Below are 26,262 nucleotides of genomic sequence, written 5' to 3' on the forward strand. Positions count from 1 at the left end.
CAGGCCCAGAATTCTGATCCGACCTTGTACAACAAGAGTGAATCTCGACAAGCGTGAATCGCAGCGAGCTTGAATCGAGCCCACAGCAAGCTCAGACAGCAAGGCCGCACCGCAAAAGGAGCGACAGTAGATGGCACGCGACCCCAACCCTCAGCGCATCTGGCTGACCGGCGCCACCTCCGGCATCGGCGAGGCACTGGCACGACGCCTGCTCGACGATGGCCATCGCGTCGCCCTGACTTCGCGCGGCAAGGCTGGCCTCGAACGACTGGCCAAGGATCACGAGAATGCCATGCCGGTCCCCGCCGACATCACCGACCGCGCGTCGATGCAGGACGCCGCCGCACGCATCGACGAGGCCTTCGACGGCCTCGACATGGTGATCTTCAACGCCGGGACCTGCGTCTACCTCGACGGCGGCCGCGTCGACACCACCCTGGTTCGCGACAACTTCGAACCCAACTTCTTCGGCACCATCCATGGCATCGAGGTGGCTCTGCCGCTGTTGCACAAGGCCCGACGCCAGGGTGCCCGCCCGCAGATCGTGGCGACGTCCAGTGCTTCGGCCTATCTGGCGCTTCCGCGTGCCGAAGCCTACGGCGCGTCCAAGGCGGCACTGAGCTACTTTCTCGAGTCGCTGCGACTCGACCTGGCCCATCAAGGCATCGACGTCAGCGTCATCCACCCCGGCTTCGTCAAGACGCCGTTGACCGAACGCAACGACTTCCCCATGCCCATGGCGGTCACGCCGGAACAGGCGGCCAAGGCGATCTTCGAAGGACTGTCGGCACGCCGACGGGACATCCACTTCCCGCGGCGCTTCACCTACCTGGTCAAGTTCATGGGCATCCTGCCCCTGCGGCTGAGGATCGCCCTGGGCAAGCGCCTGGTCAGGCGCGAAGACGATGACGCTTCCACCCCCCACAAGGAACGCAACCAGTGACTCGCCTTCAACCGCCGTTCGAGGCCCAGCGCATCGCGGTGATCGGTGGGGGTATCAGCGGCCTGGCCGCCGCCCGCTACTTGAGCGCGCGTCACCGGGTGACGCTGTTCGAGGCCGCCGACCGGCTGGGGGGACACACCGCTACCGTGGATGTCAGCCTGGACGGACGGGACTACGCCATCGACACCGGCTTCATCGTCTTCAACGATCGCACCTATCCGCACTTCCAGCGCCTGCTGGCACACCTCGGGGTGAACGCTCAGGCCACCGAGATGAGCTTCTCGGTGCATCGCACCGACCGCGACTTCGAGTACAACGGCCACACCCTGACCTCGCTGTTTGCCCAGCGTCGCAACCTGCTGCGCCCTGCGTTCTACCGCCTGCTGGGCGAGATCCTGCGCTTCAACCGACTGGCCATCGCCGATCTGGCGCGACCGGGCCAGGATACGTCCAGCGATGCCCTGCTGATGCCCCTTGGCGACTATCTCGATGGCCATGGCTTCAGCGACGACTTTCAGCGCCACTACCTGCTGCCCATGGGGGGCGCCATCTGGTCGGCCAGCCTGGCCGATATCCGCGCCTTTCCCACACGTTTTTTCCTGCGCTTCTTCCACCACCATGGGCTGCTGTCGGTCAACGACAGGCCCCAGTGGTACACCGTGGAAGGGGGATCGCGCGGCTATATCGATGCCATGGTGGCGCCCTACGCCGACGCCATCCGCATGGCGACGCCGGTGCGCGGTATTCGTCGGGAACACGACGGCGTGGTGCTGCGCACCGATGCCGGCGAGGAACACTTCGACCAACTGGTGCTGGCCTGCCACGCCGACCAGGCGCTCGGGCTGCTCGATGACCCCAGCTACGCCGAACGCGAGGTGCTGTCGGCGTTGCCCTACGCCGACAACGAGGTGGTACTGCACACCGATACTCGCCTGCTGCCGCGCCGTCGGCGCGCCTGGGCCAGCTGGAACTATCGCCTCGACAGCCGCAGCGACGCTGACCGGGTCTCGGTCACCTACGACATGAATATCCTCCAGCGCCTGAGCGCGCCGCACACCTTCTGCGTGACCCTGAACGACGCCGACAGCATCGACCCGGCCAAGGTGCTCGGGCGCTTTCGCTACGCCCATCCCCAGTTCACGGCCCAGGGTAGCCTGGCCCAGGCGCGTCATGCCGAGATCTCCTCTGCGGCGCTGCGTACTCACTTCTGTGGCGCCTACTGGCGCAACGGCTTTCACGAGGATGGCGTATGGAGCGCGCTGCGGGTGGCAAAGGCGCTGGGCTGCGAGGAAAGCGACCATGAGCGGCTGGAGGCGGTGGCACCATGATCGCCAAGCCGCGTTCGCGGATCTACCGCGGCACCCTGCGCCATCGGCGCTTTCTGCCGCGACCCCACGAGTTTGCCTATCGCGTATGGATGGCCTGGCTCGACCTGGAGGAGCTGCCCGAACTGTTCGACCGGGTGCCCGGCTTCAGTGCCCGCAGGCCGGCGCTGGCCCGCTTCAGGCGCGAGGATTACCTGCCGGCACGGGGCAGCGAGATAACCCTGGCCGACGCCGCCAGGGCCGAGGTCCGCGAGCGCCTGGGCCAGGCGCCCCAGGGCCGGGTCTGCCTGCTGACCCAGCTTGGCTCTCCCTGGGTGTCGTTCAATCCCATCTCGCTCTACTACCTCTACCACGAACCCGACGGCGAGGGACGCGAGCGTCTGGGCGCGATACTCGGTGAAGTCACCAATACCCCCTGGCGCGAGCGCACCCGTTACGCTGCCGCGGTAGACCCCGAGCGTCACAGCCACCGCGCTGAGTTCGACAAGGACCTGCACGTATCGCCCTTTCTGCCCATGGGCATGACTTACCACTGGCGCTTCAACAGCCCGGGGCGTGAGCTCGCCATGCACATGGAGACCTGGCGGGATGGCCAGCGCCACTTCGATGCCACCCTGACCCTGGCAGGCCGGCCGGCTACCCGACCGGCGCTGCTCGCCGGCCTTGCGCGGCAACCCTGGATGGCCACCAAGACCCTGGCTGCCATCCACTGGGAGGCAATCAGGCTGTGGCTCAAGGGCGTCCCGCTGCACGATCACCCACCGCCGGCCGAAGGCCTCTCATCCAGATCCGAGGAGACTCCGTCTTGACCACACTCAGGAGCGAACAAGGCGTCACCATCAGCCGACGCGGCGACAGGCTCAGCCACTGGCTCAAGCCTCGGGTGCTGGCGCAATTGGGCCAACTGCGCCACGGCAGCATCACCCTTGTCGACGGCCATGAGCGCCATCAGCTTGGGGAACAGGGGGAACTGAGCGTAACCCTGGTGGTACGCCGCAGTCGGGTGTGGAAGCGCATGGCGCTGGGCGGCACCCTGGGGGCGGCAGAAGCCTACATGGACGGTGACTGGGACGTGGACGATCTGGTCGGACTGGTGCGTCTGTTTGCGCGCAACATCGACCGGGTCAATGACGATGTGGAAGGCGGCCTGGCCGGCCTGGGACGCGCCCTGCTGTCCACGCTGCTGCGTCTGCAGCGCAATACCCGCAAGGGCTCCCGGCGCCACATTGCGGCCCACTACGACATCGGCAATGACCTGTTCGCGACCTTTCTGGACCGTGAACACTGGATGTACTCCAGTGCCATCTTCCCCTCCCCGGAGGCTACCCTCGAGCAGGCCTCGACGCACAAGCTCGATGTCATGCTCGACAAGCTAGACGTCAGACCTCACCACCACCTGCTGGAGATCGGCACCGGCTGGGGCGGACTCGCGATCCATGCCGCCCGTACCCGCGGCTGCCGGGTGACCACCACCACCATCTCCCGCGAGCAATACGAGCATACCGCTCGCCGCCTGGCCGAGGAGGGACTCGAGGACCAGGTCACCCTGCTCAACGAGGACTACCGCGAACTTAGCGGGCGCTATGACCGGCTGATTTCGGTGGAGATGGTGGAGGCGGTCGGCGCCGACTACCTGCCGCGCTACCTCAAGACCCTGGACCAGTTGCTGGCGCCCCAGGGGCTGGCGTTGCTGCAGGCCATCACCGTACGTGACCAGCGCTATGAAGCGGCGCGCAGAGAGATGGACTTCATCAAGCGCTACATCTTTCCCGGTGGTTTTCTGCCATCGCCCACGGTACTGCTGCAGAACCTGACGAAACACACCTCGATGAACCTGGTCGATCTGGATGATATCGGCCCGCACTACGCCCGCACCCTGCGTGAGTGGCGCCAGCGTTTCGAGGCGAGCCTCGATCAGGTCGGCAAGCTGGGCTACGACGAGCGTTTTGTGCGCATGTGGCGCTACTATCTGTGCTACTGCGAGGCGGGTTTCGCGGAGCGCACCATCAGCACCTGCCACCTGTTGCTGGCCAAGCCCGATGCGCGGCCGCGAACTCGGCTCGGCAAGCCGTGATCAGGGGACCGATGCCCCCCCGCTGGCAGGCCTCGCTGCTCAATGTGGCGGGCTTCCAGCTGGGCTGGTTCGGCTGTGTGCTGATGGGCGCCTGGGCCGGCGGAGCCATTGCCCTGGCGGTGATCGTGGCTCACCTGCGCTGGTTGGCCAAGCCCGGAGAATGGCGCTGGTTGCTGGGGTTTCTGCTGGCTGGGGTCGTGATCGATGGCTCGCTGGCGGCGTTGGGCGGCTATCGCTTCGACCCGCAGAGCCCGAGCCTCGGTCCGCTGGCGTTGTGGCTGCTGTGGCTATGGCCGCTGTTCGCCACCCTGATTCATCACTCGCTGGAGTGGCTATGGGCGCGCCCCTGGCTCGCCGCCCTCGGCGGCCTGATCGGCGGCCCCTCGTCCTACCTGGGCGGCGCGGCACTGGCGGGCGTCGAGCTGGCCGACTGGCTGCTGCCGACCCAGGCGCTGATCTGGGCCTCGCTGTGCCTGGTCATCGGCATCGGCCTGCGTCGGCGCTCTGGCTGAACAAGGGCGGAAGACGCCATCAGGCCACCGCCTGACGGGTATTGGCCTCTTGACGGGTAGCGCTTTCCCGCCACAGGGCTTCGAGCTCGTGGGCCGGCATCGGCCGGGCGTAGAAGTACCCCTGCACCTCATCACAACCGGCCTGGCGCAGGTAGTCGCGCTGTTCTGCGGTTTCGACGCCCTCGGCCAGTATCTCCAGTGACAACCCTCGGGCCATCGCCGTGACCGCGTTGACGATGGCCGCATCGGCGCTGTCACCCGGCAGCGCCTTGATGAAGGCACGATCCAGCTTGAGCTTGTCCAGCGGCAACTCCTTGAGATAGCCCAGCGACGAATAGCCGGTACCGAAGTCGTCGAGGGCGATGCGATGGCCCAGGTCACGCAATCGCTCCAGGCGCGGCACGATATCGCCGCCACGATCGTCCAGCAGCACCGACTCGGTCAGCTCGAGCCCCAGCCACTGGGACGCCACGTCATGGCGCGCGCGGCCGGTGGCCAGGGTCTTCTCCAGGTCGCCCTGGAACAGCTGCATCGCCGAGATGTTGATCCACACCGGCAGCGGCGATAGCCCCCGCGAGCGCCAGTGGGCGAGCTGGGTCAAGGCCTGATGAATCACCCAGTCACCCAGCGGCGCCATCAGTCCATGACGCTCCGCCAGGGGGATGAACTCCGCCGGGGAGATCATCCCGTCGCGGGGATGACGCCAGCGCAGCAAGGCCTCCATGCCGATCATGGCGTCATCGGAGAGTCGATGCTGTGGCTGGTAGTGAAGCTCAAGCTGTCCTCCCTGGGCCAGCGCTTCCCGCAGGTCATTGAGCAGCGTCAGATTGGGACCGTCACCGACGTCCAGGGCAGGCCGAAAGCGCTGGCAGCAATTACCGCCATGGCGGCGGGCGGACGCCAGCGCCGCCTCCATGCGCTGAAACAGCACGCCATCATCGTTGCCGTCTTCCGGGGCACGACAGCTGCCGATGGTAATGCCGAGCCTCAAGGTGCTGCCGTCGATCTCGAACGGCTCCCCCAGATGGCTCCTCAAGCCCTCGACCCAGCGCTCGTGGTCGTCGTAGGTAGTGGTACGCAGGACCATGAATTCGTCCCCGCCCAGCCGCCCGACCACACCGCCGGCCACATGCCCGGCCAGGCGCTTGCCGAAACGTGCCAGCAATCGATCACCGGCGCTGACACCGAGGCCGTCGTTGATCTCCTTGAAACCATCGATATCGATCAGCGCCAGATCCAGGCACTCACCGGCACGCAGATGACGCAGACGCGAGGCCAGCAATTCATGAAGACGGAAACGGTTGGGCAGGCCGGTCAGCGGGTCTTCCCGACCGATCCGCCTGAGGTCCTGCTCCCGGGCCTTGCGCAGCGAGATATCGGTAAAGGTGGCGATATGGTGCTCGGCGCGGCCATGGGGGTCGGTGATCACCTGGACCTCCAGCCACATGGGGTACTCGCTGCCATCCTTGCGTCGCTGCCACAGCTCGCCTTCCCAGCGACCGGCGCTGATCAGCGCCTGCCAGAAGCGCTCGAAGAAGGCACTGTCATGGCGCGCCGCCGCCAGGTTGCTGGCGCTGAGGCCGGCCACCTCGGACAGCTCGAACCCCGAGAGCTCGGTAAAGGCCGGGTTGACCGCCTGGATACGGTGCTGGTCGTCGGTGATCATCACCGCCTCCCCCGACTGTCGCATCACCTGCTCGGTCAACCGCGAGCGACGCTGCTCGAGCTTCACCTGACGCCAGCCGTCCCACATGGCCACCGCCATCAGCAACAGCGCACCGAGCCTGAGCGAGACGCTCGGCAGCCACAGGACGGCTGACATCGCCGAGAGCCCGAGCCAGATCAGCGGGCGATTGAAAGATAACCGAGGCCACATGGTCGAATTGGACTCCCGCGATAGAGAACGCGAAAAAAGTGTGCTGTCGTTATCGGCGCTTTGCCCGAAATCTGTAGTGTCAAAGCAGACTTTCTGTCTACCACGACCATGATCGAAGGCCCACGGGGTGCATTCAGCCCCCACGAACAGTAGACTAGGCAGGCCGCATGGCGGCAGATTGCCGTGCGCGGCGTACATCACTTCGACTCTCGGAACGCTCCAGTGACCAAGCAACACTCTTTTGATCGCGATGAACTGCTGGCTTGCAGCCGCGGTGAGCTGTTCGGCCCGGGCAATGCCCAGCTGCCGGCCCCCAACATGCTGATGCTCGACCGCATCACGCGCATTTACGAAGAGGGTGGCGAGTACGGAAAGGGCGAACTGATCGCCGAGCTCGATATCCGCCCTGACCTGTGGTTCTTCGATTGCCACTTTCCGGGCGACCCCGTCATGCCCGGCTGCCTCGGCCTCGATGCCATGTGGCAGCTGGTGGGCTTCTACCTCGGTTGGCTCGGTCACCCCGGACGCGGCCGGGCGCTGGGCTGCGGCGAGGTCAAGTTCAGCGGGCAGATCATGCCTGACGCCCAGAAGGTCACCTACCGCATCAATATCAAGCGCGTCATCACCCGCCGCCTGATTCTGGGCATGGCGGACGGCACCGTTTCCGTCGATGGCCGCGATATCTATCAGGCCAACGACCTGCGTGTCGGCCTGTTCACCTCCACCGCGAATTTCTGATCAGGAGGCTCCCATGCGACGAGTGGTAGTCACCGGTCTGGGCATCGTGTCGTGCCTGGGCAATGACCGGCAACAGGTACTCGAGGCACTCAAGAACGGCCAGTCCGGCATTCGTTTCAAGGAAGAATACGCCGAGCGCGGCTTCCGCAGCCACGTCGCCGGCGTGGTCGACATCGACCTGGACGAACTGGTGGACCGCAAGCTGCGCCGCTTCATGGGTGACGCTGCGGCCTACGCCTATGTCTCCATGGCCCAGGCCATCGAGGATTCCGGCCTCACGCCCGAGCAGGTGTCCAACGAACGTACCGGCTTGATCGCCGGGTCCGGCGGCGCCTCCAGCGCCAACCAGGTGGAGGCCGCCGACGTGATGCGCGAGAAGGGTCTGCGCCGTGTGGGCCCCTACCGGGTCACCCGCACCATGGGCAGCACCGTCTCGGCCTGTCTGGCGACCCCGTTCAAGATCAAGGGCGTGAACTACTCCATCTCTTCTGCCTGCGCCACCTCTGCCCACTGTATCGGTTCCGCTATGGAACAGATCCAGCTCGGCAAGCAGGACGTGGTATTCGCCGGCGGCGGCGAGGAGGAGCACTGGACGCTGTCGTGTCTGTTCGACGCCATGGGTGCGCTGTCGACCAGCTACAACGACGACCCGCAGACCGCCTCTCGCCCCTACGACAAGAGCCGCGATGGCTTCGTCATCGCCGGCGGCGGCGGCATGCTGGTGCTTGAAGAGCTCGAGCACGCCAAGGCTCGCGGCGCCAAGATCTACGCCGAGGTGGTCGGCTACGGCGCCACCTCCGACGGCAAGGACATGGTCGCGCCGTCAGGTGAAGGCGCCATTCGCTGCATGCGCCAGGCCATGGCCAGCGTCGACGGCGACATCGACTACATCAACACCCACGGCACCTCCACGCCGGTGGGCGATGTGGCCGAGCTCAAGGCGGTGCGCGAGGTCTTCGGTGACAGCACCCCGGCAATGAGTTCCACCAAGTCTCTGACCGGGCATTCCCTGGGCGCCACCGGCGTGCAGGAAGCGATCTACTCGCTGTTGATGATGGAGAACGACTTCATCGCCGCCTCGGCCAACGTCAGCGACCTGGACGACGAGGCCCAGGGCTTCGATATCGTCACCAGCCGCCGTGATGGCGTGAAGCTGGATCGCGTACTGTCCAACAGCTTCGGCTTCGGCGGTACCAATGCCTGTCTGGTGCTGCAGCGCTTCAACGACTGATCCAGCCCGGCCAGGTAGTAACACGACGGCGCCCCTCGGGGCGCCGTCGTTGTTTGTGGATAGCGCTATTCCCACTACCAGGGTGAGCAAGACGATATTGCTGACAAAGTGTTGTCTGAAAAACACGAAAAATGGGTAGGTTTGTTGCGCTGCAATAGCGCGTGCTACAACTCCGAACACGGTCAGCTTGCGCTCCAGAAACTCCCGTCGCGATCCTGCGCGCGCAACCGCCGATCAGGACCTTGTCCTGCAGGAACCATCCCGACTCCCTCTTTCATCAAGGATGATGAGCATGAACCTACGCCTTACGCTTTCTGTCGCCGTGCTTGGCTGCACCACCCTGCTGACCGGCTGCGAGAACATGTCCACCGACAGCATGATCAACACCGGGCTCGCCGGCTTCAACGCCGCCACCATCAGCGATGCCGAGGTCAAGGCCATGTCTGACCAGAGCTGCCAGCAGATGGACAGCCAATCCGTCCTGGCGTCGCCTGACTCTGAGTATGCACAGCGCCTGGAACGCATTGCCGACCGCCTGGGCCACCAGATCGAAGGCACCCCGGTCAACTACAAGGTCTACATGACCGACGACATCAACGCCTGGGCCATGGCCAACGGCTGCGTGCGTGTCTACAGCGGGCTGATGGACATGATGAACGACAACGAGATCGAGGGTGTGCTGGGTCATGAACTGGGTCACGTGGCCCTGGGGCATAGCCGCAAGGCCATGCAGACGGCCTACGCTACCTCGATCGCCAGAGACGCCATGGCGGCATCCGGCAACAGCGCGATGGCGACCCTGTCAGACTCTCAACTGGGTGATCTGAGCGAGAAGTTCATCAACGCCCAGTTCTCCCAGAGTCAGGAAAGCGACGCCGACAACTTCTCCTTTGATCTACTGACCGAGCGAGACATCCCGCGCGAGGGCCTGATGACCGGCTTCCAGAAGTTCGCCGAGCTCGACGGCGGTGAAAGCAGCCTGATGTCGTCACACCCGGGCTCCATGGAACGCGCCGACAATATTCGCGAGCGCCTGGCCAACGGCTAGTACTGGCGATAGGTGGCAGCTTCAGCCCTTGCGTGCTCGGAGCTGCCGCACTCGCTTGGCCCGCACCAACGACAAAAGGAGAAGACCATGAGCGACAGCACCTCGAATGAAAGCGTTATCGCAACGCTGAAGCCTTCGATTCTGGCGGGAGTGGGTTCGCTGATAGTTGGATTGTTGCTCGCATCGATTGGAACGTTATTCGCAAAGCAAATCTGGCGATTTTTTTATGAGATATACATCGGCATATACTACGGGGACCCATTGTTTCCTCTGAAAGAATCACATGTTGTTATTGCGCTTTGGGCGATCTGTCTTATTATCCCCATCTGCAAGATCATTGGCTTGGCCAACACCAAGTTTGATATCACACCGCGCCGAGTCTACTACTATCACGGCGTCTTGAATCGCCGCGTGGATCAGTTGGAGATCGCACGCATCCGCGACCTGTCGACATCAGAGCCTTTGCTGCTCAGGCTCTTTGGTTTGGGCAACCTGATACTGCTGACGGCAGACCGGACCCATCCGCAACAACTTATTCCCGGCATCAAGGACGTCCACGGCATGCGAGAGCGTGTACATGACCTGAGCGTTGCCGAAAGACAGCGGACAGGCTATCAGGAGATGGAAAACACCACCGAAGCGACGGCTTGACCGCCTTTTCTCTCGCCGATCGGCGATGATGCCGAGCGCCCCAAGCCCGGCCCCAGTGGGGCCGGATCGCGTTCAGCGACTGACACTGCGCGCCAGTTCTTCGGGCGCGGGCCTCGGCACGCTGGAGATCTCTTCCAGGCGCGCCTCGATCCAGGCTTCGGTCTCGACCAGCACCTCTTCAGGGGTGCGTCCTTCGGTGGCGATGGGCTCGCCCACCACCAGCGAGATGCGGCCAGGCCGCTTGATCCAGTCACGCCCCGGCCAGCATTCGCCGGCGTTGTGGGCCACCGGCACCACCGGCACCCCGGCGCGACAGGCGATCACCGCCCCACTCTTGTTGTAGCGGCGACGCTTGCCTGGCTCTACCCGGGTTCCCTCGGGAAAGATCAGCACCGACAACCCCTCCTTGAGCCGCTGGCCTCCCTGGCTCAGTACCTGGCGCATGGCTCGGGCAGGCTTGGAGCGGTCCAGGGCGATGGGGTGCAACAGGCGCAGCCCCCAGCCAAAGATCGGAAAGTTCAACAGTTCCTTCTTGAGCACCGTGCACACCGGAGGCTTGAGCAACTGCAGGTAGACGGTTTCCCACTCGCACTGGTGATTGGACAGGATGACCACCGGCCCATCGGGCAGTTTTTCACGCCCCTTCATCTCGTAGCGCACCCCGCACACCAGGCTGAACCAGGCGATGATGAAGTGGTTGTAGAGGTTGAGCAGCCGATAGCGCGAGCGCAGTGGCAGCAGCGGCGCCGGCGGCAGAAACAGCAAGCCACACACCAGCATCGCGGCAAAATAGCCAATATAGAAGATCACGCTGCGCAGCATATTCATGCGTCCTTCCCCTGACTCGTCGCCTGGCAGGCCACGTCTTCCCGCGCTCGACACCAGGTGTCGAGCATGCGACCCACCTCGAGCCGCCAGGGTTTCTGGTGTACCCCGAACACTTCCAGCACCCGGCGACAGTTGAGTACCCGGCGCAGCGGCTGATCATGGTGGTGGCTGAGCGCCTTCACCTCGCCCAGCGCGATGTTTTCGCCCTGGCCTTCCAGACGCGTGCCCAACTGGGTGCGCACCATGCACACGAAGGTATAGGCGCTGACCGGCTCTACCCCGGCCAGATGGTAGCTGCCCCAGGCATTGGCGCCGCAGGACTGCTGCTGCAGCATGCCGATCAGCGCCATGGCCACGGCATCAGCGGACGTCGGGCACAGGGTCACGTCGGTCTCGGCGGGTACGGTGCCGCCATCGATCAGGGTATCGAGCAGTTCGCCGAGCCAGGCGTGGCTACCCTCCAGGGCGAACATGGGACCGACCCGCACGATCAGGTGCTCAGGGCACTCGGCACGGATGCGGTCACCCGTCGCCACCAGCCGGCGCAGCCCCTCGTCCCGGGGGGCAGGAATCACGTGCTCGTCGATGGGCGAATCGTGGCCATCCTCGTAGAGCTGGTCACAGACGCACCACACCAGCGGTATGCCGACGTCACGGCACGCCTCCATGCAGGCCTCGACCGCCTCGGCGTGTTCGACCACCGCGGCGGGCGGCACGCTGAAGGGGCGCGACAAGGGGGGAATGATCAGCGCGTCCGGCGCCAGCGTACGCAGCGCTTCAGGATCCACGCGGGTCGCGGGATCGATCACCAGCTCGGTATCACCGCGCCGATTGCTTTCCCGCGCCAGGGCCAGGGACAGACAATGCCCGGCGTCCAGAATCAGCAGCTTCACGACGACTCCTCGTCCATGAGAGCGCCGCACGAGACTCGTACGACGCCCTGGCGTTACGGCCGGTGTCCAGACGCTGCGACAAGAATAGCGGCGAGAACCACCGCTCGCACATCACGCCCGAGGACACCAAAGGGCCATATTCTACACCAACTGCTCATCGATCAGCGCCCCTCTTGGAGGTAGCAGACTCTCGCCATCCATCGAGGTGGAAACGTCTGGCTGCCGGTTGGCGCGATCAGCCGACGCTGGTCGCAAGGCCCACCAGGCTGACCGCCACCAGCACCACCCCGAGCACCCGGAAGAACACCTCGGAGCGAGCACCGAGCAGCGCCTGGTGGACTCGCTCGCCGAGTACATGGCCCACCATGGCGCAGGGCAACAGCCACAGGTGATGCTCGAGCTGCAGGTCCACTCCGGCGATGATGAAGGACACCATCTTGATCACCACCAGGATGAACCACAGCACAAACAGGGTGTCGCGCAGCTGGTGCTTGGCCACATGGGAGGCGAATACCGCGACGATCAGCGGAGCGCCGATCAGCGATGCTCCGCTGACGTAGCCGCCCAGCGCCAGCAGCACCACGTCCACCGTCTTGCTGCGGCTACGAAAGGGGCGATTGAGGGCGTAGCTGGCGCCGTAGACGATCACGATCACGAAGATCACCGCCGTCATCAGCTCAGCCGGCAGGGTCAAGAGGCCAACCACGCCGATCAGCTTGGGCACGATCATGATCGCCAGCGCGCGCTTCAAGTAGCGCCAGTCGATATTGCTGTCGCCGGTATTGCCGGTCTGCTGGATCTGACGATGGCCGCGCCAGGCGATCCAGCTCGAGAAGATCAACAGATGCACCGCCACCAGCGGCAGGAACACCAGTGGCTCATCGAGCACCAGCAGCAGGAAGGGCAGCGCCAGCACCGCCCCACCGAACCCCAGACTGGAGCGCACGAAGCCGCTCCAGCAGAAGATCAGCCCGATCAACGCGTACTGGTACCACAACAGATCCTGCATCCGCCGCTCCCTCTGGATTACCACTAAATGATTTGTCTGCTTATCACTTTAGCCTGTCTGGCTGCACAGCAACATAAGACATCAGTGGAGATGGAGAGGCATCCGTCTCGCAAGGAGTGGGTTGGAAGACCCGGCCTTCAGCCCCTATGCTGAATTTGCCAAAACGAGCATTTCCCACTCTCATCATCGCAGGAGAGCACGCCATGGAATGGCTGGAAGATCTTGTCGACTACCTGACCGAGCACGACATCAAGCTGGCCACCGCGGAGTCCTGCACCGCCGGTCTGATCGCCTCGGAACTGGCCCGCGTACCTGGCAGCGGCCAGGTCATCGACAGCGGACTGGCCGTCTACTCGCCCGAGGCCAAGAACCGCTACCTCGGGATCCCCTTCGAGACCATCTCGCGCTACGGCCTGACCGGCGAGGAGATCACCCGGGAGATGGTGCTGGGCACCCTGAACAACTCCAACGCCAAGCTGGCGATCGCCAACACCGGCATCGCCGGCCCAGGCGAACCCGAGGATGGACCGCCCAAGGGCACGGTGTGCCTGGGCTGGGGCTTTCGCTACGAGGACAAGATCTACGTGATCACCACCACCGAGCATTTCGACGGGGATCGCAACGAGGTCCGCCTGGCGGCGGCCCATCATGCCCTCAAACGGGTGTGTGACTGGCACCGCGACATTCGCGACGGCAAGCTCGCGCCCTACTGGTGTGAGCACGACTGACACCCCAATCCCGCAAGGAGGCACGGATGACCCACGACGATATCGACCAGTTGCAGCGCATCATCGCGCGTGAACTCGAAGTCCAGCCCGGGGCGGACATCAGGGATGAAATTCAGCGGCGCCAGGCGTTTCTGATCGACCAGCTTCACACCACCGGCCAGCACTGCCTGGTGCTCGGCATCAGTGGCGGCGTGGACTCGACCAGCGCCGGCCTGCTGGCCCAGCGGGCGGTCGAGGCGGCGCGGGAGCGACTGCCCGAAGCACGCTTCATCGCCATGCGCCTGCCCTATGGCGAGCAGCAGGATGATGACGACGCCAGGCAGGCGCTGGACGCGATCCAGCCGGACGAGTGCCTGACGGTCAATATCAAGCCGGCCAGCGACGCCATGCTGGAAGCGCTGGAGCAGGCAGGCCTTGAGTTTCGCGACCAGGCCCATCGCGACTTCGTGATGGGCAATATCAAGGCGCGCCAGCGGATGATCGCCCAGTACGCCGTGGCCGGCGCTCAAGGTGGCCTGGTCATCGGCACCGACCAGGCCGCCGAGGCAGTGATGGGCTTCTACACCAAGCACGGTGACGGCGCCTGCGACCTGGTGCCCCTGGCCGGCCTGACCAAGGGCCAGGTCCGCGACATGGCTGCACAACTGGGCGCCCCGGATACCCTGGTCAACAAGGTACCAACGGCGGACCTGGAGTCACTGCGCCCGCAGTTGAGTGACGAGGAAGCCCTCGGCGTCAGCTACGCCGCCATCGACCGCTTCCTCACCGGCGAGAGCGTCGCCCCCGAGGACGCCGAGCGCATCATCGCCACCTGGCGACGCACCGCCCACAAGCGTGCCATGCCCAGGACGCCCTGATACCCCGGGCACCTGAGGCGAAGCGCCTTGGCCGAAGAGAGACGCTGCAAGAGAAAGAGGCACTGGGCGAGAAGAGGCACTGCACTGATAAGGCGCTGACCAAAAAAGAAGACCCGGAACGCAAGAAGGCCCTGCCGATGCAGGGCCTCCTTGGTTTGCTAATGACGCCATTTGATGGCATCCACAACGGGGCTTAGAACGGGGCTTAGAACGGGATCTCGTCGTCGAAGTCGTCGAAGTTGCCCGGGTCCGGTGCGCCAAAGCCGCCCTTCTGACCACCGCCCTGGTTGGGTGCCTGTTGGGGCGGACGGTTCTGCTGAGCGCCACCCTGCTGGCCACCGCCAAAGTTGCCGCCCTGCTGGGGCTGGCCGCCACCGAAGTTGCCACCCTGCTGGGGCTGGCCACCACCGAAGTTGCCACCCTGCTGGGGCTGACCACCACCGAAGTTGCCACCGCCCTGCTGGGGCTGACCACCGCCGAAGTTGCCGCCGCCCTGAGGGCCGCCGCCGAAGCCGCCACCCTGGCCGCCTTCACCGCGACCATCGAGCATCTGCATGTCGTTGGCGACGATCTCGGTGGAGTAGCGATCCTGGCCGTTCTGGTCCTGCCACTTGCGGGTCTGCAGGCGACCTTCGATGTACAGCTTCGAGCCCTTCTTGAGGTACTGCTGGGAAATCTCGGCCAGCTTGTTGAACATCACCACCCGGTGCCATTCGGTGCGTTCCTGGCGCTGGCCGCTCTGGCGGTCCATCCAGGTATCGGTGGTCGCGAGGTTCAGGTTGGCCACGGCGGTGCCGGACGGTGTAAAGCGTACCTCCGGATCCTGGCCGAGGTTGCCGATGAGGATGACCTTGTTGACGCCACGGGCCATGGTTGACTCCTTGATGCAGACAATGGGTGCCGGGCCGGCGGGCAGGATAGCTGCCACGCCCCCGGTGACAATCGGTCGGCGTCGATCGGTCGACGCCACAAAAGCGGATGTCGCTACTATACGCGAGATCGAGACGATTCGCCGCCGTGAAGAACGCCTCGGCACTCGAGCGCAGACAGTGTGCTGCGACGTGGTGCTGCGACGTGGTGCTGCGACGTGGTGCTGCGACCTGATGTCGCGACAAGGTGCCGACACCAGGCGCCGCGACTATCTACCGCAACTATCTACCGCTACCTAGGAGCGCTGGGTCGACGAACGGGTCAGCCGCGCCAGCGCCTCGGTGTCCAGGGTGGCGCGATCCACCTTCAGGTAGGCCAGCCGCTCTTCTGGCACCACCAGGACGTCCTCGACCCCGGCGACGGCGGCAAAGCGCGCCATCAGGTTGTCCAGGGTATCGCTCTCGTGTTCGTCGGCCAGGGCCACCACCTCGCTGGACAGGTGGCGCGGCGCGCGCATGCCGAGCATCAGCACGAACCAGCCAAGCCCCAGCAGCGCGGCCCCCAGGAACACCGCCGACAGCCCGAACTGCTGGGCCAGGAAGCCGCCCATCACGCCCCCGAGGAAGGCCCCCAGGAACTGGCTGGTGGAATAGACCCCCATGGCCGTGCCCTTGGCCCCGGCCGGCGCCAGCTTGCTGATCATCGACGGCAGGGTGGCCTCGAGCAGGTTGAAGGCGGTAAAGAAGGCCAGCAGCCAGGCGCCCAGGGCTACCAGGCCCGAACCGGCGAGGCCCAGCCCGACCAGACTCAGGGTGATGGTAGCGATGGCACCCAGGCACATCAGCTTCATCTTGCGCTTCTTCTCGGCCACGATCACCAGCGGCACCATGGCGACGAAGGACAGTCCCATCACCACCAGGTAGACCAGGCCATGGCGGGCTTCGACGACGCCGGCATCGACCAGCTTGAACGGCACGGCGGTGAAGATCGCCATCAGGATCAGGTGCAGGCTGAAGATGGAGGCGTCCATGCGCCACAGGTCCATGCGCCCGAGGATGCTGGCGAGCTGCCCGCGGTCGAGGCCGACGTCACGATGGCCGCGCCGGCGCGGCGCCGGCGGCACCAGCTTCCACAGCACCAGCATCCCCAGCGCCGCCAGCAGGGCGGTGAAGTAGAACACCCCGGCCAGGCCAAAGTGGCTGGCCACCAGCGGGCCGAGCACCATGGCGACGCCAAAGGCCACGCCGATCGACAGACCGATGGTCGCCATGGCGGCGGTGCGAACCTGCTCGCGGGTCTGGTCGGCCAGAAGCGCCATGATGGCGGCGGCCACCGCACCGCTGCCCTGCAGACTGCGACCGACAATCATCATGGCGATGGAGTCCGCCTGGGCGGCGACCACGCTGCCGATCAGAAACAGCCCCAAGCCAGCAGCAATCACCGGCTTGCGCCCGATGCGATCCGACAGCAGACCGAAGGGAATCTGCAGTACCGCCTGGGTCAGGCCATAGACGCCGAGCGCCAGCCCCACCAGCAGAGGGGTGGCCCCGACCAGGTGGTCGGCGTTGAGGGCGAGTACGGGCAACACCATGAACAGCCCGAGCATGCGTGTGGCGTAGAGCCCCGCCAGACCGACGATGGCGCGCCGCTCGGAGGCTAACAAGAGTCTGGCCTTGGACATGAACGAATTCCGGCTTGAGAGCGGGGAGAGAGCCCCGAAGGTGGACCGCATATTCTAGCGCCTGGGGGCGATCCAGAAAATGCCGACACTCGAGTCATTTCACAAGCGTCTTTTCACCGGTGGCTTTGCCGGCCGGGCGACCGGCCACGTATAATCGACCTTTTGCCGCGTCTTCGAGGTGGGAATGGACAAGATTCTGGTCAGGGGTGCCCGCACCCACAACCTCAAGCAGATCGACGTCGAACTACCCCGTGACAAGCTGATCGTGGTCACCGGGCTGTCTGGCTCCGGCAAGTCGTCGCTGGCCTTCGATACCCTCTACGCCGAGGGGCAGCGCCGCTACGTGGAGTCGCTGTCCACCTATGCGCGCCAGTTCCTGTCGATGATGGAAAAGCCCGACGTGGACCATATCGAGGGGCTGTCGCCGGCGATCTCCATCGAGCAGAAGTCCACCTCCCACAACCCGCGCTCCACCGTCGGCACCATCACCGAGATCTACGATTACCTGCGCCTGCTGTTCGCCCGTGCCGGCACCCCGCGCTGCCCGGAACACGGCGAGGACCTCGAGGCCCAGACCATCTCGCAGATGGTCGACCAGGTGATGGCGCTGCCGGAAGGCAGCAAGCTGATGCTGCTGGCCCCGGTGGTCAGCGGTCGCAAGGGCGAGCACCTGCAGCTGCTGGCAGAGCTGCGCTCCCAGGGCTTTGTACGCGCCATGGTCGACGGCCAGGTGCTGGAACTCGACGACGTGCGCCCGCTGGACAAGAACCGCAAGCACGACATCAGCGTGGTGGTGGACCGCATCAAGGTACGCGAAGGCCTCGAGCAGCGCCTGGCGGAATCCTTCGAGACCGCCCTGGGTCTGGCCGACGGTACCGCCATGGTCCACTTCATGGACGGCGAACAGGACGACATGGCGTTCTCGGCGCGCTTCGCCTGTCCGGTCTGCGGCTACTCCATCGCCGAACTCGAACCGCGGATGTTCTCGTTCAACAACCCGGCCGGCGCCTGCCCCACCTGCGACGGCCTGGGGGTGCAGCAGTTCTTCGACCCGGAAAAACTGATCAGCCACCCGGAGCTGTCCCTGGCGGAAGGCGTGATCAAGGGCTGGGACCGGCGCAGCGTCTACTACTTCAACCAGCTGAAGTCGGTGGCCGAGCACTACCGCTTCACCCTCGAGACCCCGTGGCAGGATCTGGCCCGTCACGAGCGCGAGGTAATCCTCAACGGCAGCGGCAAGGACGACATCGCCTTCAGCTACGTCAATGATCGTGGCAAGAAGGTCACCCGCGAGCACCCCTTCGAGGGCGTGCTGCCGAACATGCAGCGCCGCTACCGCGAGACCGAGTCGAGCATGGTCCGCGAGGAACTCGCCCGCTATATCGCGGTGCAGCCCTGCCGCACCTGCGAGGGCTCGCGCCTGCGCAAGGAAGCCCGCCACGTGTTCGTCGACGACACCACCCTGCCCGAGGTGGTGCGCCTGCCGATCGGCGACGCCCAGCGCTACTTCAGCGAACTCAGCCTGCCTGGCCGGCGCGGCGAGATCGCCGAGAAGATCCTCAACGAGATCTCGGCGCGGCTCGAGTTCCTAGTCAACGTCGGCCTCGACTACCTCAACCTGGAGCGCAGCGCCGAGACCCTGTCCGGTGGCGAGGCCCAGCGCATCCGCCTGGCCAGCCAGATCGGTGCCGGCCTGGTGGGCGTGATGTACATCCTCGACGAGCCCTCCATCGGCCTGCACCAGCGCGACAACGACCGCCTGCTGCAGACCCTGGAACGCCTGCGTGACCTGGGTAACACGGTGATCGTGGTCGAACACGACGAGGACGCGATCCGTGCCGCCGACCACGTGCTCGACATCGGCCCCGGCGCCGGCGTCCATGGCGGCGAGATCGTCGCCGAGGGCACCCCGGAGGAGGTCATGGCCAACCCGGCCTCGCTGACCGGTCAGTACCTGTCCGGTACCCGCGCCATCGAGGTACCGCCCTGGCGCATCCCCGGCAACCCGGAAAAGATGCTCAAGCTCACCGGCGCCTCGGGTAACAATCTCCAGGACGTCACCCTGGAGCTGCCGCTGGGGCTGTTCGTGTGCGTCACCGGGGTGTCCGGCTCGGGCAAGTCGACCTTGATCAACTCGACCCTGATGCCGATCGCCGCGCGCGAGCTGAACAAGGCCACTACCCTGACGCCGTCGCCCTACACCGGCATCGAGGGGCTCGATCAGCTCGACAAGATCATCGACATCGACCAGAGCCCGATCGGCCGCACGCCGCGCTCCAACCCGGCGACCTACACCGGCATCTTCACCCCCATTCGTGAACTGTTCGCCGGCACCCAGGAGGCACGCTCACGCGGCTACAAGCCCGGCCGCTTCTCGTTCAACGTCAAGGGCGGGCGCTGCGAGGCGTGTCAGGGCGAGGGCATGATCAAGGTAGAAATGCACTTCCTGCCGGACATCTATGTGCCCTGCGACGTGTGCAAGGGCAAGCGCTACAACCGCGAGACCCTGGATATCCACTACAAGGGCAAGACCATCGATGAGGTGCTGGAGATGACCGTGGAGGAGGCGCTGGAGTTCTTCAGCCCGGTGCCCGCCATCGCCCGTCGTCTGCAGACCCTGGTCGACGTGGGCCTGACCTACATCCGCCTGGGCCAGAGCGCCACCACCCTGTCCGGCGGCGAGGCCCAGCGGGTCAAGCTGGCCCGGGAGCTGGCCAAGCGCGATACCGGCAAGACCCTGTACATCCTCGACGAGCCCACCACAGGCCTGCACTTCGAGGACATCCGCCAGCTGCTGACGGTCCTCCACCGGCTGCGCGACCACGGCAACACCGTGGTGGTCATCGAGCACAACCTTGACGTGATCAAGACCGCCGACTGGCTGATCGACCTGGGCCCGGAGGGCGGGTCCGGCGGTGGACGCATCATCGCCGAGGGCACCCCGGAACAGCTCGCCGAGATGGAGGTCTCCCACACCGGGCGCTTCCTCAAGCCGCTGCTCAAACGCGCCGCCCCCACCTCGCGCAAGGGCGACAAGGAAACCGCGACCGCCTGAGGCCCGCGGGTGGAACGCGTGTAGCCGCAGCGACAATCGAAAGCAGCGATGAAAGAAGCAGCGAAAGGGGAAGGCCAAGGCCTTCCCCTTTTCTGTTCCTGATGGTTCGCTCTTTGTTTCACACAGAAGCGCGAGGACACAGCAGCGTCAGCCACACCCTACCTAAAGGCTGCTCTCGTGCAGGATGCCCTTCAAGGCAAGCGCCCGCCGGGCGGTCTGTTCAAGCTGACAGGCGGCCGCGACGACGCTGCGGATGGTGCCATCCTGATAGCGGGCATAGGCGTAGCCGCACTCGGCGTCGCGAAAGGTGACCCAGGCGCGCTGCACGTCCCTTAGCGCGTCCACCCGGGAGATACCCACATCAGGATTCCCCTCGTCCTGCTCGCGCATCAACGCGCGCAGCTCCTGATACTGGGCGTTGAGCAGTTCATCCCAGACCCGGGTCTCCTGGGCCAGACAATCGACGATGCCCAGGGTCGTGGCCCCGCCCGGGGTCTGCTGGCAGGCGTCGGCGGCGAGTCCGATGCAGTCACCCACCGCCCCCTGGCCCATCTGTACAAAGCAGTCGCGCACCTCGGCTGCGGCGACCGTGGGCGCCGCACTGCCCCCCACCTCGGCCAATGATGACGCCTGGGCAGCCTCCTTGCCCGCTTCTTCTGGATCGCCCGGCGTCTGCGCCACGGCGATGACTGGCGACAGCACCAGCATCGACAACAGCCTCTGCCACGTCCTTTGCATGCCTTCCCCCGATACCTTGTCCCTGACTGACAGCATAGGGGAAGCCACGCCGTGCGGACACACAGCCCTGGCGCTTATGTCATCGCTGCCCCTGGATGCCAGCCCTCTCGGGCCGGCCCAGCTTCCGACCATCATGCCCAAGAGTCCCGTCGACAAATGACAGACATAAAAAAACCGACACCCGGAGGTGTCGGTTTCGCGTCGTGTCGAAGCGCTGTCGAAAGGATTACTCCTCGCCGACGGCCTCTTCTTCAACGACAGGGCGATCGACCAGCTCGACGTAGGCCATGGGGGCGTTATCGCCGGTGCGGAAACCGCACTTGAGAATACGGACGTAACCGCCCGGACGCTCGACGTAACGCGGACCCAGCTCATTGAAGAGCTTGCCGACCGCTTCCTTCGAGCGGGTACGGCTGAAGGCCAGACGCCGGTTGGCGACGCTGTCTTCCTTGGCCAGGGTGATGAGCGGCTCGATATGACGACGCAGCTCCTTGGCCTTGGGAAGGGTTGTCTTGATCACTTCGTGCTCGACCAGCGACACGCTCATGTTGCGAAACATGGCCTGGCGGTGCGAGCTGGTACGATTGAGGTGACGACCACTCTTACGATGACGCATGGTTGTGATTCCTTACCAAACTGGGACTCGAGCCGACGCTTAGGCGGTGGCCTTGTCGTCCTTCAGGCTAGCCGGCGGCCAATTTTCAAGCCGCATGCCAAGGGACAGACCACGAGCAGCCAACACGTCCTTGATCTCGTTCAAGGACTTCTTGCCGAGGTTCGGGGTCTTCAACAGCTCCACCTCGGTGCGCTGAATCAGATCGCCGATGTAGTAGATATTCTCGGCTTTCAGGCAGTTGGCGCTACGAACGGTCAACTCGAGATCGTCTACGGGGCGCAGCAGGATGGGATCGATATGATCCTCTTCCTCGACCACTTCCTGTTCCTTGTCGGCTTCCAGGTCGACGAACGCTGCCAGCTGCTCTTGCAGGATGGTCGCGCTGCGACGGATCGCCTCTTCCGGATCCAGGGTGCCGTCGGTTTCCAGGTTGATGATCAGCTTGTCGAGGTCGGTGCGCTGTTCGACGCGGGCGGCTTCGACGCTGTAGGAAACGCGGCGCACGGGGCTGAAGGTCGCATCCAGCTGCAGACGGCCGATGGCGCGTGTCTCGTCGTCGGCTTCGCTGCGGACATCCGCAGGCTCATAGCCGCGACCACGGGCCACCTTCAGCTGCATCTTGAGCTCGGCGCCTTCATTGACGTGGGCGATGACGTGCTCGGGGTTGACCACTTCGACGTCGTGATCGACGGCGATGTCACCAGCGGTGACGACGGCCGGGCCCTGCTTGTTCAGCGAGAGCATCGCCTCGTCGCGGCTGTGCATCTTGATCGCCACGTCCTTGAGGTTCAGGAGGATTTCGATGACATCTTCCTGGACACCCTCGATCGCGCTGTACTCATGGTCGACACCAGCGATCTCGGTCTCCACCACGGCGCAGCCGGGCATGGACGAGAGCAGGATACGACGCAGAGCATTGCCCAACGTGTGGCCGAAGCCACGCTCGAACGGCTCGAGCACGATCTTTGCGTGGTGTGCGCTGATCTCTTCGACCTTGATGTCGCGAGGACGGAGAAACTCTGTCACTGAACGCTGCATATGAACACCTTTCAGGCTGCCAAACGAATACTCGGTAATAACCGCCGCCCTCCCGGAGGAGGGCGGCGCGGACGGACCGCTTACTTCGAGTACAGCTCGACGATCAGTTGCTCGTTGATGTCGGCAGTCAGGTCACCGCGCTCAGGCAGGGCCTTGAAGGTGCCTTCCATCTTCTTGGCGTCGAGTTCGATCCAGGCCACGTCGCCACGGTTGGCGGCGATGCTCAGGGCGTTCTGGATACGCGCCTGTTGCTTGGCCTTTTCACGAACGGATACCACGTCGCCGGGCTTGACCTGGTAGGAGGCCACGTTGACGGTCTTGCCGTTGACGGCAATCGCCTTGTGGCTTACCAGCTGACGAGCCTCGGAGCGAGTGGCGCCAAAGCCCATGCGGTAGACGACGTTGTCCAGTCGGGACTCAAGCAGCTGCAGCAACAATTCACCGGTCGCACCCTTCAGGCGGGCGGCTTCCTTGTAGTAGTTGCGGAACTGCTTTTCGAGTACGCCGTACATGCGACGTACTTTCTGCTTCTCGCGAAGCTGCAAGCCGTAGTCGGAAAGACGCTGACGGCGCTGGCCGTGCACACCCGGAATCTGTTCGGATTTGCACTTTTTCTCGAAGGGAGTGACACCGCTCTTGAGGAAGAGGTCGGTACCTTCCCGGCGAGACAGTTTGCACTTCGGTCCAATGTAACGAGCCATGAATCTGTCTCCTTAAACGCGGCGTTTCTTCGGCGGACGGCAGCCATTGTGGGGAATGGGCGTCGCGTCGGTGATGCTTTGCACGCGGAAGCCGGCGGCGTTGAGTGCACGCACGGCGGATTCACGGCCAGGACCGGGGCCCTTGACCAGCACGTCGACGTTTTTCACACCATACTCGGCTGCAGCAGTTGCTGCACGCTCGCTTGCCACTTGAGCAGCGAACGGGGTGCTCTTGCGAGAACCACGAAAACCCGAACCACCGGCTGTCGCCCAGGAAAGAGCGTTGCCCTGGCGGTCTGTGATCGTAATGATCGTGTTGTTAAAAGAGGCATGGATATGCGCAACGGCATCCACTACCTGCTTTTTAACCTTTTTACGGTTGCTACGCGGGTTAGCCATGTTGATGTCAATTCCTGTCTTTACGCCAGAACGTGCGTGTTATTTGCGGATCGGCTTACGCGGTCCCTTACGGGTACGCGCGTTGGTCTTGGTGCGCTGACCGCGCATCGGAAGACCACGACGATGACGCAGACCACGGTAGCAACCCAAGTCCATGAGACGCTTGATGTTCAGCGTCACATCACGACGAAGGTCGCCTTCAACGGTATACTTGCCGACTTCACTACGCAGGCTGTCGATCTCTTCAGATGACAGATCCTGGATCTTGGTGGTCGGCGCGATGCCGGTCGCTTCACAGATTTCCTGTGCGCGAGTACGGCCAATCCCGAAGATGTAGGTCAGCGAGATCGCCGCATGCTTGTTGTCCGGGATATTGACGCCTGCAATACGGGCCATCAGCTTACTCCGAAGTTTGAGCGGCTTGCTCGGTTAATCAACTACAAAAGGCGCAATAGCATACCCCCTTCCCGTCATTAGGGCAAGGGGTATGCCAGCACCCGGTTCAATTCAGGCCAGGATTAACCCTGGCGCTGCTTGTGCCGCGGCTCGGTGCAGATGACGCGAACAGCGCCATTGCGACGAATGATCTTGCAATTGCGGCACATTTTCTTCACGGAAGCTCGAACTTTCATCGTTCTCTCCAAAATCGGCTTGCGGCGTGCCAAATCGGCCTGCGGCGCCTTAGCGCATGATGCCGCCGCTACCGTAGCCTTTCAGGTTGGACTTCTTCATCACCGACTCATACTGGTGCGACATGAGGTGCGACTGCACCTGGGCCATGAAGTCCATGATGACCACGACCACGATCAGCAGCGAGGTACCGCCAAAGAAGAACGGCACGTTCCACGCTACGATCAGGAACTGGGGCATCAGGGAAACCGCAGTGATGTAGAGAGCGCCGAACAGGGTCAGACGAGTCATGACCTTGTCGACATAACGAGCGGTCTGCTCGCCAGGACGAATCCCCGGCAGGAAGGCACCCGACTTCTTGAGGTTGTCGGCCACATCCTTGGGGTTGAAGACCAGCGCTGTGTAAAAGAAGCAGAAGAATACCACCGCCGCCGCGAAAAGCAAGATATAAAGGGGCTGACCTGGGGCCAACGCCTGGGACGCGCGCTGCAACCATTCCATGCCGTCGCCCGCACCTACCCACTGACCGAGGGAGGCGGGGAACAACAGGATGCTCGAGGCAAAGATGGCCGGAATGACACCCGCCATGTTGACCTTGAGCGGCAGGTAGCTGCTCTGCCCTGCATACATCTTGTTGCCTACCTGGCGGCGCGGGTAGTTCACCGTGATCCGGCGCTGGCCGCGTTCGATGAACACGACGAACGCCACGGTGGCGATACCCAGAAGGCTAAGCGCCAACAGCGGCAACACATTCCACGCGCCCTCGTTGCGGGCAAGCTCGAAGGCTTGAGCCACAGCTCCGGGCAGGCCGGCGACGATACCCGCGAAGATCAGCAGCGAAATGCCGTTGCCGATGCCCTTCTCGGTGATCTGCTCACCCAGCCACATCAAGAACACCGCGCCACTCACGAAGGTGATGATCGCGGTGAAATAGAAGCTGAGATCGGCCGTATAGGCAATGCCTTGGCTGGCCAGACCCACGGACATGCCGGTGGCCTGAACCAGGGCCAGCACCACCGTGCCGTAGCGCGTGTACTGGCTGATCTTGCGGCGGCCGCTCTCGCCCTCCTTCTTCAACTGCTCGAGGTGGGGCGAGACGGCGGTCAGGAGCTGCATGATGATCGACGCCGAGATGTACGGCATGATGCCGAGGGCGAGGATACTCATGCGCTCCAGGGCACCGCCCGAGAACATGTTGAACATGCCCAGGATGGTGCCCTGCTGCTCCCTGAACAAGGCAGCAAGCTGGTCAGGATTGATACCGGGAACGGGTATGTGGGCACCGATACGGTAGACCACGATGGCGAGGAGCACGAAGCGCAAACGCGCCCACAGTTCACTCAGACCGCTGCCCATCGCCGGCATGTTTCCTGACTTGGCCATTTAGTCCTCTACCTTGCCACCGGCGGCTTCGATCACAGCGCGGGCACCCTTGGTGACCCGCAGACCGCGAACGGTGACCGCCTTGTTCAGATCGCCGGAAAGGATCACCTTCGCATGCTGCGTGGAATCCTTCAGCACATTGGCTTCCTTGAGGCTTTCCAGAGTGACTTCGTCACCCGCGACCTTGGCCAGCTCGGCCAGGCGGACTTCCTCGGAAACCAAAGACTTGGCGGAGGTGAAACCAAACTTCGGCAGACGACGCTGCAGGGGCATCTGACCGCCCTCGAAGCCGGGCTTCACGCTGCCACCGCTGCGCGACTTCTGGCCCTTGTGGCCACGGCCGCCGGTCTTGCCCAGACCGGAACCGATGCCACGACCGACGCGCTTTTCAGCGTGCTTGGAGCCCGGTGCCGGGCTCAGGCTGTTAAGTTTCATGGA

The 26,262-nt window shown here is 64.1% G+C and carries 27 protein-coding genes; 12 read left to right on the plus strand and 15 right to left on the minus strand.

All coding sequences use genetic code 11. From position 1 onward, the window contains the following. The first annotated feature begins 130 nt into the window (after nucleotides 1-130). Genes KUW00_RS17040 through KUW00_RS17060 form a run of 5 tightly spaced genes read left to right on the plus strand, consistent with a single transcriptional unit; the run spans nucleotide 131 to nucleotide 4,854 of the window. Nucleotides 131-943: an SDR family NAD(P)-dependent oxidoreductase gene (locus KUW00_RS17040; RefSeq protein ID WP_045990821.1), complete on the plus strand. Its 813-nt coding sequence runs from the start codon at nucleotides 131-133 to the stop codon at nucleotides 941-943. Continuing rightward, entirely contained in the window at nucleotides 940-2,271 is a 1,332-nt protein-coding gene (locus tag KUW00_RS17045; RefSeq protein ID WP_222569677.1) for an NAD(P)/FAD-dependent oxidoreductase, read from the plus strand. The genes KUW00_RS17040 and KUW00_RS17045 overlap by 4 nt, the downstream gene beginning before the upstream one ends. After that, nucleotides 2,268-3,077 (plus strand): DUF1365 domain-containing protein, encoded by an 810-nt coding sequence (locus KUW00_RS17050; RefSeq protein ID WP_045990823.1) that lies wholly within the window; start codon nucleotides 2,268-2,270, stop codon nucleotides 3,075-3,077. The genes KUW00_RS17045 and KUW00_RS17050 overlap by 4 nt, the downstream gene beginning before the upstream one ends. Next, a complete protein-coding gene (locus KUW00_RS17055) occupies nucleotides 3,074-4,342 on the plus strand; it encodes an SAM-dependent methyltransferase (protein WP_108133432.1) in 1,269 nt (422 codons plus the stop codon). The genes KUW00_RS17050 and KUW00_RS17055 overlap by 4 nt, the downstream gene beginning before the upstream one ends. 11 nt (nucleotides 4,343-4,353) lie before the next feature. Beyond that, nucleotides 4,354-4,854 (plus strand): DUF2878 family protein, encoded by a 501-nt coding sequence (locus tag KUW00_RS17060; RefSeq protein WP_222569678.1) that lies wholly within the window; start codon nucleotides 4,354-4,356, stop codon nucleotides 4,852-4,854. 19 nt (nucleotides 4,855-4,873) lie between these two features. Here the strand turns inward: KUW00_RS17060 and KUW00_RS17065 are convergent, their stop codons facing one another. Continuing rightward, nucleotides 4,874-6,730 (minus strand): putative bifunctional diguanylate cyclase/phosphodiesterase, encoded by a 1,857-nt coding sequence (locus KUW00_RS17065; protein WP_108133430.1) that lies wholly within the window; start codon nucleotides 6,728-6,730, stop codon nucleotides 4,874-4,876. A gap of 222 nt (nucleotides 6,731-6,952) precedes the next feature. Here KUW00_RS17065 and fabA point away from each other — a divergent pair, with 222 nt between their 5' ends. From fabA to KUW00_RS17085, 4 genes are all read left to right on the plus strand, one after another. After that, the gene (gene fabA / locus KUW00_RS17070; protein WP_045990827.1) at nucleotides 6,953-7,468 is read left to right on the plus strand and encodes a 3-hydroxyacyl-[acyl-carrier-protein] dehydratase FabA; all 516 of its coding nucleotides are present in this window, start codon (nucleotides 6,953-6,955) and stop codon (nucleotides 7,466-7,468) included. A gap of 13 nt (nucleotides 7,469-7,481) precedes the next feature. Further along, nucleotides 7,482-8,699, plus strand: a complete 1,218-nt coding sequence (gene fabB, locus KUW00_RS17075; protein ID WP_045990828.1) for a beta-ketoacyl-ACP synthase I — start codon at nucleotides 7,482-7,484, stop codon at nucleotides 8,697-8,699. A gap of 292 nt (nucleotides 8,700-8,991) precedes the next feature. After that, nucleotides 8,992-9,747, plus strand: coding sequence for a M48 family metallopeptidase (locus KUW00_RS17080; RefSeq protein ID WP_222569679.1), 756 nt, complete (start codon nucleotides 8,992-8,994; stop codon nucleotides 9,745-9,747). 87 nt (nucleotides 9,748-9,834) lie between these two features. Further along, a complete protein-coding gene (locus KUW00_RS17085; RefSeq protein ID WP_108133428.1) occupies nucleotides 9,835-10,398 on the plus strand; it encodes a PH domain-containing protein in 564 nt (187 codons plus the stop codon). 72 nt (nucleotides 10,399-10,470) lie between these two features. Here the strand turns inward: KUW00_RS17085 and KUW00_RS17090 are convergent, their stop codons facing one another. The 3 genes from KUW00_RS17090 to KUW00_RS17100 form a co-directional block, all read right to left on the minus strand. Beyond that, nucleotides 10,471-11,226, minus strand: coding sequence for a lysophospholipid acyltransferase family protein (locus KUW00_RS17090; protein ID WP_222569680.1), 756 nt, complete (start codon nucleotides 11,224-11,226; stop codon nucleotides 10,471-10,473). Beyond that, nucleotides 11,223-12,119: a sugar nucleotide-binding protein gene (locus KUW00_RS17095; RefSeq protein ID WP_045990831.1), complete on the minus strand. Its 897-nt coding sequence runs from the start codon at nucleotides 12,117-12,119 to the stop codon at nucleotides 11,223-11,225. The genes KUW00_RS17090 and KUW00_RS17095 overlap by 4 nt, the downstream gene beginning before the upstream one ends. Nucleotides 12,120-12,354: 235 nt before the next feature. After that, complete coding sequence (locus KUW00_RS17100) at nucleotides 12,355-13,128, minus strand: sulfite exporter TauE/SafE family protein (RefSeq protein WP_045990832.1); 774 nt, start codon at nucleotides 13,126-13,128, stop codon at nucleotides 12,355-12,357. 203 nt (nucleotides 13,129-13,331) lie between these two features. On the opposite strand from KUW00_RS17100, the gene KUW00_RS17105 reads away from it, so the two are divergent. Next, nucleotides 13,332-13,856 carry a CinA family protein gene (locus KUW00_RS17105; protein WP_222569681.1) on the plus strand — a complete coding sequence of 175 codons (525 nt, stop codon included), beginning with the start codon at nucleotides 13,332-13,334 and terminating at the stop codon, nucleotides 13,854-13,856. 26 nt (nucleotides 13,857-13,882) lie between these two features. Then, complete coding sequence (gene nadE, locus KUW00_RS17110; protein WP_108133425.1) at nucleotides 13,883-14,713, plus strand: ammonia-dependent NAD(+) synthetase; 831 nt, start codon at nucleotides 13,883-13,885, stop codon at nucleotides 14,711-14,713. 205 nt (nucleotides 14,714-14,918) lie between these two features. Here the strand turns inward: nadE and ssb are convergent, their stop codons facing one another. Beyond that, complete coding sequence (gene ssb, locus KUW00_RS17115) at nucleotides 14,919-15,584, minus strand: single-stranded DNA-binding protein (RefSeq protein ID WP_045990835.1); 666 nt, start codon at nucleotides 15,582-15,584, stop codon at nucleotides 14,919-14,921. Between the two features lie 294 nt (nucleotides 15,585-15,878). Continuing rightward, nucleotides 15,879-17,264: an MFS transporter gene (locus KUW00_RS17120; protein ID WP_108133424.1), complete on the minus strand. Its 1,386-nt coding sequence runs from the start codon at nucleotides 17,262-17,264 to the stop codon at nucleotides 15,879-15,881. Between the two features lie 184 nt (nucleotides 17,265-17,448). Here KUW00_RS17120 and uvrA point away from each other — a divergent pair, with 184 nt between their 5' ends. Beyond that, the gene (gene uvrA / locus KUW00_RS17125) at nucleotides 17,449-20,319 is read left to right on the plus strand and encodes an excinuclease ABC subunit UvrA (protein WP_045990837.1); all 2,871 of its coding nucleotides are present in this window, start codon (nucleotides 17,449-17,451) and stop codon (nucleotides 20,317-20,319) included. A 162-nt stretch (nucleotides 20,320-20,481) separates the two neighbouring features. On the opposite strand, the gene KUW00_RS17130 is transcribed toward uvrA, so the two are convergent. The 9 genes from KUW00_RS17130 to rplO form a co-directional block, all read right to left on the minus strand. Continuing rightward, nucleotides 20,482-21,057: a lysozyme inhibitor LprI family protein gene (locus KUW00_RS17130; RefSeq protein WP_222569682.1), complete on the minus strand. Its 576-nt coding sequence runs from the start codon at nucleotides 21,055-21,057 to the stop codon at nucleotides 20,482-20,484. Between the two features lie 226 nt (nucleotides 21,058-21,283). Next, nucleotides 21,284-21,673, minus strand: coding sequence for a 50S ribosomal protein L17 (gene rplQ / locus KUW00_RS17135; RefSeq protein WP_045990838.1), 390 nt, complete (start codon nucleotides 21,671-21,673; stop codon nucleotides 21,284-21,286). A gap of 39 nt (nucleotides 21,674-21,712) precedes the next feature. Next, complete coding sequence (locus tag KUW00_RS17140; protein WP_108133880.1) at nucleotides 21,713-22,711, minus strand: DNA-directed RNA polymerase subunit alpha; 999 nt, start codon at nucleotides 22,709-22,711, stop codon at nucleotides 21,713-21,715. 80 nt (nucleotides 22,712-22,791) lie between these two features. Next, nucleotides 22,792-23,412, minus strand: a complete 621-nt coding sequence (gene rpsD, locus KUW00_RS17145) for a 30S ribosomal protein S4 (RefSeq protein ID WP_045990840.1) — start codon at nucleotides 23,410-23,412, stop codon at nucleotides 22,792-22,794. A gap of 12 nt (nucleotides 23,413-23,424) precedes the next feature. After that, the gene (rpsK, locus tag KUW00_RS17150) at nucleotides 23,425-23,811 is read right to left on the minus strand and encodes a 30S ribosomal protein S11 (RefSeq protein WP_013331014.1); all 387 of its coding nucleotides are present in this window, start codon (nucleotides 23,809-23,811) and stop codon (nucleotides 23,425-23,427) included. Between the two features lie 39 nt (nucleotides 23,812-23,850). Next, nucleotides 23,851-24,207 (minus strand): 30S ribosomal protein S13, encoded by a 357-nt coding sequence (gene rpsM, locus KUW00_RS17155; protein WP_045990841.1) that lies wholly within the window; start codon nucleotides 24,205-24,207, stop codon nucleotides 23,851-23,853. 122 nt (nucleotides 24,208-24,329) lie between these two features. Further along, a complete protein-coding gene (gene rpmJ / locus KUW00_RS17160; RefSeq protein ID WP_031384759.1) occupies nucleotides 24,330-24,443 on the minus strand; it encodes a 50S ribosomal protein L36 in 114 nt (37 codons plus the stop codon). Between the two features lie 49 nt (nucleotides 24,444-24,492). Then, the gene (secY, locus tag KUW00_RS17165; protein ID WP_045990842.1) at nucleotides 24,493-25,824 is read right to left on the minus strand and encodes a preprotein translocase subunit SecY; all 1,332 of its coding nucleotides are present in this window, start codon (nucleotides 25,822-25,824) and stop codon (nucleotides 24,493-24,495) included. Next, a complete protein-coding gene (rplO, locus tag KUW00_RS17170) occupies nucleotides 25,825-26,259 on the minus strand; it encodes a 50S ribosomal protein L15 (protein ID WP_222569683.1) in 435 nt (144 codons plus the stop codon). Nucleotides 26,260-26,262 lie beyond the last annotated feature (3 nt).

This window comes from Halomonas sp. DP5N14-9, from assembly GCF_019802175.1.
Taxonomy (GTDB): Bacteria; Pseudomonadota; Gammaproteobacteria; order Pseudomonadales; family Halomonadaceae; genus Halomonas; species Halomonas litopenaei.